Source organism: Plantactinospora alkalitolerans, from assembly GCF_015690345.1.
Taxonomy (GTDB): domain Bacteria; phylum Actinomycetota; class Actinomycetes; order Mycobacteriales; family Micromonosporaceae; genus Plantactinospora; species Plantactinospora alkalitolerans.
Window position 1 is genome coordinate 1 of record NZ_JADPUN010000334.1, and the last position, 7330, is coordinate 7330.

The following is a 7330-nucleotide window of genomic DNA, read 5'->3' on the forward strand; positions in this document are numbered from 1 at the left end:
CGAAACCCTGATCCGCTGGGCTTCGATCAACCAGATGCTCCGCCGACTCACCCGAGGCGGCCCGGCCCGCCGACCGCAACGTCGCACCTTCGACCAGCACGACTGACACCACTCTCAAACACTCACTAAGGAGCGTGATCGAGATGCGGGAAGTAAGCGAGGGTTTCCTGGTCGGCCTCGCAGGAATCGCAGCCACGCTTGTCGGGACGTTTCTCGTGGGGGGTGTTCTTCTATCTGGACTCAGGGCAGCGCCGCGCTCGCCAAGCTGGGACTGGCGCTGACCGGTACGTGCGCTCGGGAGTGCGGGGCGTGTTCCTGCTCATCGCCCTCCCGCTCATCGTGCCACTCGCACTCGCTACCTTCTTCCCGATCTGGGGTGCCCTGGCGTTCGCTGCGCTCAGCGCCATGCTGGTCGCTGCTTCGGTCGATTCTGCACGTCGGATTCTGCGGCACGGCGACGCGCGCATCTCGGTCGCTCTCGTCGTCAATGAGGTCTTGTCGTGGATATTCATTTTCTTTATCATCGCAACGCCCTGGGTTCTCGGCGGATGGGTTCCGCCGCCATCCGCGTTCGTTCCCTCGCTGGTGCTGGCGCTCGGATCCGGATTTCTCAGCATCGTCGCACTCGTCATGGCTCTTTTCGATCCGCCGCCACGAGAAGTCGTCTCACCTCGGTGACCGGCCCTACCCCTGGACGTCGGGCATGACTAGTGCGTTGTCCATGAATGTTGACCGGGTCTGAGTCGTCAGGCGGTTCTGGTGCGGGGTCGGCCCCAGCGGTGCTGGCGTTCGCTGCGGACGCGGGCGCGTTCGCGGCGTTGGGCGGCCAGGACGTCGGGGTGACGGGCGTTGGCGTTACGCCAGCGCAGATAGTTCTGCATCTCACGGGCCAGAACGGTGTGGTTCGGATGGTTCGGGTTCGCCATGGTGAAAGTGCGTAGCGGCCCGAACTGGGCCTCGATCGGGTTCGCCCACGACGCGCTGGTCGGGGTCAGGCAGAGTTCGACCTTGTTCCGGGCCGCCCATCGACGGATGGCCGGGTATTTGCCGTCCCGGTCGCGGATCAGGCATTTCACCGGGCCTCCCGCGTCTTCGAGGTCCACGACCAGATTCCGGGCGATCTGGGTCACCCAGGCTGCGGTGGGATGTGCGGTGGCACCGAGGATCCGGATGCGGCGAGTGGAGTGTTCGATGACCGCCAGGACGTAGAGGCGGGCGCCGGTCAGCGCGGCGGGATCGGTGATCGGTTCGGGCAGCGGACGCAGCGGTCGGGCGTTCGCGACGCCCCGATGCGGCCGATGCCGGTTGTGGTGGCGTTCGTACCCGTGGAGTGCGTGTAACAGGTGTATCTGGTTCCAGATCAATGTCCGGTCGAGCGATTCGTGGCGGCAGGCTTGGACCCCATCGAACCTCACCCCACGGACCAGGTCCGGCGTGTCCCCAGACCGGGTCAACGTTCGTGGTCACAGCACCATGTCCTGGCTCGGCCCACCGAGCGCGATCCACATGGACCGTAGAGCGTATCGCGAAGTGGCTCGACCAGGCTGCGGTAGGGGTAACTCCACCGTCGCCCTTCTGGGCAGCGGGATGTCGATGCCGAGTGGCCCCTCCTAGGGTCGGAGAGATCGACACGGAGGAGGCTCTCGTGGCCGTCGACAATCGACAAAACGTGCTCTGTGGCGCTGCGGTCACGACGGGTGTGCTGGCGGGGTACGGCGGCATCTACCGCAGTGGTGGCCGCGGCCACGACCACCGAGGCGGCCACCGGCGCCCCGAAGGGCCATAGGCTACCCAGAGGAGGAGTTAGTGCTTCACAACATCTCTCGTCGGAATGTCTTCCGGGCCGGGCTGGCCGCAGGCGCTGGCGCGGTGATAGGACTGACTCAGTCGGCGCCCGCGGGTGCGGCGAGGCGAAGCGTGATTGCGTTCGTCGGAGTCACGGTGATCGACACCACCGGTGGGCCGCCAAGGCCAGACCAAACCGTGGTCGTCGAAGGGGACCGGATCATCGGGGTGGGTGGGCGCCGCGATATCCACGTCCCGCGTGGTGCAACGGTCGTCGACGGCACGGGAAGGTTCCTGATCCCGGGTCTGTGTGACATGCACGTCCACAGTGACGTACATGAGGCGATCATCCCATCGCTCTACATCGCGAACGGGATCACAACGGTGCGCGAGATGTCGGGAGCCGACCATCTCCACCGGTGGCGGGATCGGGTCGAGGCCGGCACCCTGCTAGGCCCACGCTCGATCATCGCGAGCCCTTTGATCGACGGCGCTCCGAGTCTCTGGGCAGGCCTGAACGCGGTCTCGTACATCGAGGTGACCAACGAAGCGGAGGCCCGAGCGGCGGTCCGCCGGGTCGTGCGGGACGGCGCGGACTTCGTCAAGGTCTACTCGCGACTGTCTCCCGAGGCATACTTCGCGGTCGCTGACGAGGCTCGACGCCAACAAGTCCCGTTCGCCGGGCACTGCCCCGACAACGTGCCGATCACCGAGGCCAGTCGGGCCGGACAGCGCAGCCTCGAGCACATGTGGGGGACCTGGTACTCGTCCTCCAGCCGGGAAGCGGAGATACGCCGGGCGATCGCCGACATCCGGATCGAGTCTGGTGACTACAACAGCTGGTTCAACCAGGTGCATCCGTTGAACTGGCTGGCCGCGCACAGCTACCACCCCGGCAAGGCGGCCGCGGTCTTCGCCGGATTCGTCGCCAACCAGTCCAGGCAGGTCCCGACCCTCATCGCGATGCGGGCAATCGCCATGCCCGACGAGGTGTCGCGAACCGACGCGCGGCTGAAATATCTGCCGGCGTCCACGGCCGAGGAATGGTGGTGGGCGCTGGACGAGTTGTTCGCGGCCGGCCGCGGTCCGACCGAGGTTGCCCAGCACCGGGAGCTTTTCGACCGCCAACTCCGGCTGGTTGACGAGATGCGCCGGGCCGGGGTGCCGATGCTGGCGGGCACCGACAGTGCCACGCCGGGGTGCTTTCCCGGGTTCGCCTTGCACGACGAGCTGGCACTGCTCGTGCGCGCGGGTCTCACCCCCATGCAGGCGCTCCAAGCGGCGACCCTCGAGCCGGCCCGATTCCTCGGCCGGCAGAACCACGAGGGGACGATCCGCCGCGGCAACCTAGCCAACCTGGTGCTGCTGGACGCCAACCCGCTCGACGACATCCGCAACACCCAGCGGATCCAGGCGGTGGTGGTGCGGGGCCGATTCATCTCCGCCGAGGAGCGGGAGCGCATGCTCGCCGAGGTCGAGACCGCCGCAAGGGAAGTCCCCGCCGATGCCCGCACCACGGTGGGCTGTCCCTGCATGGGCCGATCACGCTGATCACTGCCACTACTCTGATCACTCTCCCGCGGTACACGTGTATCGCGGGGGAGTGGTCAGCGGCTCTGTCGCATTCGGCGGAGGCGTGATCCACTACTGGTGTCGTTGCGATCAGCTGACCCGATGAGGTCGGCATCTCCTTCCCGGTCCTGATCTGCGCCACCGTCGGCGTTCGCCGGGCTCCGATTTCCGCTCGAGGTGGTCGTGCTTGTGGTGCGCTGGTACCTCCGATTCGACTTGTCGTATTGGGACGTCGAGGAACTCCTGGCCGGGCGCGGGGTCGAGGTCGATCACGTCACGGTCTACCGTTGGGCGTAGCGGTTCACTCCACTGCTGGCCGACGCCACCCGGTTCCGCCGGCACTCACCCGGCGACCGGTGGTTCGTCGATGAGACCTACGTCAAGGTCGACGGTGTCTGGCGCCACGTGTACCGGGCCGTGGATCAGTACGGACAGAACACCGATGTCCTCGTCTCGGTTCGGCGGGACGCCACTGCGGCCCGACGCTTCTTCCGCAAAGCGCTGGCCACGTTGAAAGTCACACCGACCGAGGTGGTCACCGACGCCGCCCCCGTCCACCCCGGTGTGTTCGATTAACTGATGCCGTCGGTGTGGCACCACCTCGAACGGCACGCCGATGACCCGATCGAGGCCGAGCACAGCCAGCTGAAACACCGGCTGAACCGATGCGTAGGCTACACAACGACGGAACCGCCCAGGTGATCATCGTCGGACACGCCTTCGTACAGAAGCTACGCCGAGGACACTACGAACTCGCACCGACACTGCGGGTGCCGAAAATTCCGTCCGCGTTGGTCAAGCGGCCTTCTGGTATTCGTGGAGGAGGCCGGGGACTGCGGCGGTAGCTGAACCCTCGGCGCGATGGCTATTCGTCAGGCCGACTGTTCTGACGGCGGCGGCGAGTGAGCGTCATGGCGGTCGCGTGCGGTGGCGATCTCTGCGCCGTGGTCTACCGCCCAGTCGGCAAGCGTGGACAATGGGTTGAGGAGCGTGCGGCCGAGTGGTGTCAGGTCATACTCGACGCTTGGTGGGACGGTCGGATACACGGTGCGCGCCGCGAGTCCGTCACGTTCCAGGGCGCGCAGTGTGCGGGTGAGCATCCGCTGGCTGATGCCTTCGACGGAACGGTGCAGTTCGTTGAAGCGATGTGGTCTGCGGCCCAGCAAGATCAGAATCAGCAGGGTCCACCTGTCGCCGACGCGGCGCAGTACGTCGGTGACGGGACAGGCGTCGTACTCCTCGGACGGCACTGGACTGGGTAGCGGCGCGCTCAGGACCGAGGGCACATGGGTGTTCGTACCGGACATCAAACTGCCTCCTTCCCGGCCGTCCCAAGGTTACTGATGATTGGCGCGTGATCACGCAACGACCGGGAGAGCACATGCGCGGCCAGCAGCCGAAGACGATCGTCATCAGCGGGGGAACGGACGGGATGGGCCGAGCCACCGCGCTGGCCCGGCTGCGGCGCGGTGACACGGTGGTCGCCATCGGCAGTAACGAGGCCAAGGGCCGCGTGCTGGCCGAGGAGGCGGGCCGGACGGGGGCGGTTGGCCGGCTGCGGTTCCTGCGAGCTGATCTCAGCTCGATCGCCGAGGTCGAACGGGTCGCCGCCGACATCGCACACCATCATCCAGTCATCGACGCGCTGGTGTTCTGCGCCAATCGGCAGAGCCCGAAACGACGGGAGACGGTCGATGGGCTGGAGTTCACCTTCGGCCTGTACTACCTGAGCCGTTACCTGCTCAGCCGGCGGCTGCGCCCGCTGATGGACGCCAGCGCAGCTCCGGTGATCATCAGCGTGGCCGGCGTCGGCAATACCGCCGGCGCGATCCACTGGGATGACCTGCAGCTCGAACGCCGGTACAGCACCATCCGCGCGCAGCTTCAGGCCGGGCGGGCGAATGATCTACTCGGTGTCGCGTTCGCTCAGCGAGCAGCTGGTAAGGCCGCGTACGTCATGTACCACCCCGGCTTCACCCGCAGCGGCGATGCCTCCATGTTCAACCCGCTGGTGCGCGGAATTCTCCGGCTGCTCGCCCGGTTTGCCGCACGACCGGTGGAGACCTCGATCCGGCCAATCGTCGAGTTCATCGACAATCCCCCGCGCGCCGCACTTACCGCGATCGACCGGGGCAGGCCCGTCGACTCGGCACTGAAGACCCTCGACCCGGGTGACGCCGATCGGCTTGCCACCCTGACCGAGGAGTTGTTGTCCCAACACACCCCGCAGACGCCGCCGCACGGACGCTAGTAGATCGTTTCAACGGGATGATCAACGAGCACCACCGGGCAGCCTGACGGAATCTTCGAACACCAGGTCAAAGCGTATGGGCGTCGCCGGGTTCCCGCCGGTCGGCCTACCCGGTGGCGACTCCCTGAGGCGCCGAGGCGTACACCTTCCGGAGATTGACTCGGCGTCGACATGGCTGATCTCGTCGAGGATCTCCAGCGCCCGTTGCCAGGCGTCCCGGGCGGCACGTTGGTTACCGGCGGCGTCGTACGTGTCCCCCAGGTGCGTCAGGGCCTCCACCTCCCCGTTCCGGTCGCCGAGTTCGCGGTGTACGGCCAGGGCCCGCTGGTCAGCTTGCTGCTGCCTGAGCACCGACGCGGCTGACCCCCGGCGACGCCGCATGCCCACTCGGCGCACCCCTGCGTCCGGTAGTAGCCCACCACGTAGAGGTCGTCCCGACCGACGATCAGATAGACACTCTCCCCGAGATAGCTCAGTTCCACCGGAAAGACGCCGTGGCTTCTGAACTCTGTCATCACCACGAGCGGATCGGGCTGCTCGGAGATGGGTTCCGCCATGAACCCGGCTTTGATGTCGTCCAGCAGGTCCCGGTACTCCGTCGAACTGCCGCCGTCCAGGTTGAGGGTGGGATAGTCGTCGACCGCGCTCGCCGGTGCCGCCGGCACGATCAGCAGCGAGGCGAGTACGGCGCAGACGGTCAGCATCGAGGCGATCAGGCGGCGGCGACCGTGCCAGTCGGTCGGCCCAGGCGGTCGGGCATAGGGCGATTTCATTGACGCTCCTTGATAGGGGAATGGCTCACCCTAACGATCAGGACGCCAGCTATTCGATCACTGTCTATTTCCGAGCGGTGTCGGGAATCGGCCATCGGCAGGAGAGGGGCGTGGTCGACCGGCCCCTTATTGAGCTGCGGAGACAGGTCCGAATCGCCGAGGGGCGGGACCCCGAAATGTCGGCCGGGACCACCGATTCCCAGTCGGTGCGCACCGCGACGGCGCACCGCGTAGTCCGCCCCGACGCTCAACAGAAGGTTAGAACCTAGCTTGTGGGGCTCGATAACTCGGTTCGGGGCTACGCTGCCTGCGAATATTCGTTGATCAGTCCGCCGAGGACTGGATGTCGTCGGATTTTCCCAGGGTTGCGGTCGGGGGCTGGTTTGACGATGGTCCCGCTGAGAGCCTGCTCCTCGCGATCCTGGTAACCGGCGTCGACGACGTCGTCCCATCGGCCTGGCGCCACGTCGAGTGGTACGCCAACAACCGGGTCGAGGCCGACCACAGCCAGCTCAAGCACCGGTTACGAGCGATGCGCGGGTTACGGACCGACCGGACTGCGCAAGTGATGAGCGTGCTCCCGTCCTCAATCATGATCTTGGTGAGTTGTCAGCGGCTGAGCGGAGCGTCCTACGGTCTGTCGCCCGACCTGGCTGCCGGCCCTGAGCTTCCGGACAGCCCAGCGGCGCGTCGTCAGGCCGAAGTCAGGTCGGGCACCACCGCAGTTCACGCAATGTTGATCACCTGAGCAGAGGCTGCTCGAGCGAACCAACCCGTACCTCCTTGGGAGCCCCGTACATGCGTGACAGCGCTCGAATGCCCCGGCCCGGTCTGATACTCCAGCGTGGCCGATCCGCCCTGGTCGCTGCGGTGGCCGCCGGCTTGCTGCTGGCCGGTGGCCACCGCAGCGACCAGGGCGGATCGGCCACGCTGGAGTATCAGACCGGGC

6 protein-coding genes and 2 pseudogenes are annotated in these 7330 nt (G+C 66.5%); 5 read left to right on the forward strand and 3 right to left on the reverse strand.

Features of this window, described 5'->3' with window-relative positions:
- Positions 1 to 309: 309 nt before the first annotated feature.
- Positions 310 to 678, forward strand: coding sequence for a hypothetical protein (locus I0C86_RS35895; RefSeq protein ID WP_196205759.1), 369 nt, complete (start codon positions 310 to 312; stop codon positions 676 to 678).
- Between the two features lie 68 nt (positions 679 to 746).
- Here the strand turns inward: I0C86_RS35895 and I0C86_RS35900 are convergent.
- Positions 747 to 1046: pseudogene (locus tag I0C86_RS35900) on the reverse strand (IS630 family transposase); the annotation flags it as partial.
- Positions 1047 to 2013: 967 nt separating this feature from the next.
- Here I0C86_RS35900 and I0C86_RS35910 point away from each other — a divergent pair.
- Together I0C86_RS35910 and I0C86_RS35915 are read left to right on the forward strand one after the other, a co-directional pair.
- Positions 2014 to 3336, forward strand: a complete 1323-nt coding sequence (locus I0C86_RS35910; protein WP_323374055.1) for an amidohydrolase family protein — start codon at positions 2014 to 2016, stop codon at positions 3334 to 3336.
- A 198-nt stretch (positions 3337 to 3534) separates the two neighbouring features.
- Positions 3535 to 4202, forward strand: a pseudogene (locus tag I0C86_RS35915) (IS6 family transposase).
- Positions 4203 to 4229: 27 nt separating this feature from the next.
- Here the strand turns inward: I0C86_RS35915 and I0C86_RS35920 are convergent.
- The gene (locus I0C86_RS35920) at positions 4230 to 4664 is read right to left on the reverse strand and encodes a winged helix-turn-helix transcriptional regulator (protein WP_196205761.1); all 435 of its coding nucleotides are present in this window, start codon (positions 4662 to 4664) and stop codon (positions 4230 to 4232) included.
- A gap of 47 nt (positions 4665 to 4711) precedes the next feature.
- Here I0C86_RS35920 and I0C86_RS35925 point away from each other — a divergent pair, with 47 nt between their 5' ends.
- The gene (locus I0C86_RS35925; protein ID WP_323374054.1) at positions 4712 to 5608 is read left to right on the forward strand and encodes an SDR family NAD(P)-dependent oxidoreductase; all 897 of its coding nucleotides are present in this window, start codon (positions 4712 to 4714) and stop codon (positions 5606 to 5608) included.
- 266 nt (positions 5609 to 5874) lie between these two features.
- Here I0C86_RS35925 and I0C86_RS35930 read toward each other — a convergent pair whose 3' ends face one another.
- Positions 5875 to 6381: a hypothetical protein gene (locus tag I0C86_RS35930; RefSeq protein WP_196205762.1), complete on the reverse strand. Its 507-nt coding sequence runs from the start codon at positions 6379 to 6381 to the stop codon at positions 5875 to 5877.
- A gap of 343 nt (positions 6382 to 6724) precedes the next feature.
- Here I0C86_RS35930 and I0C86_RS45630 point away from each other — a divergent pair, with 343 nt between their 5' ends.
- Positions 6725 to 7129: a DDE-type integrase/transposase/recombinase gene (locus I0C86_RS45630; RefSeq protein ID WP_196205763.1), complete on the forward strand. Its 405-nt coding sequence runs from the start codon at positions 6725 to 6727 to the stop codon at positions 7127 to 7129.
- Positions 7130 to 7330: the final 201 nt, after the last annotated feature.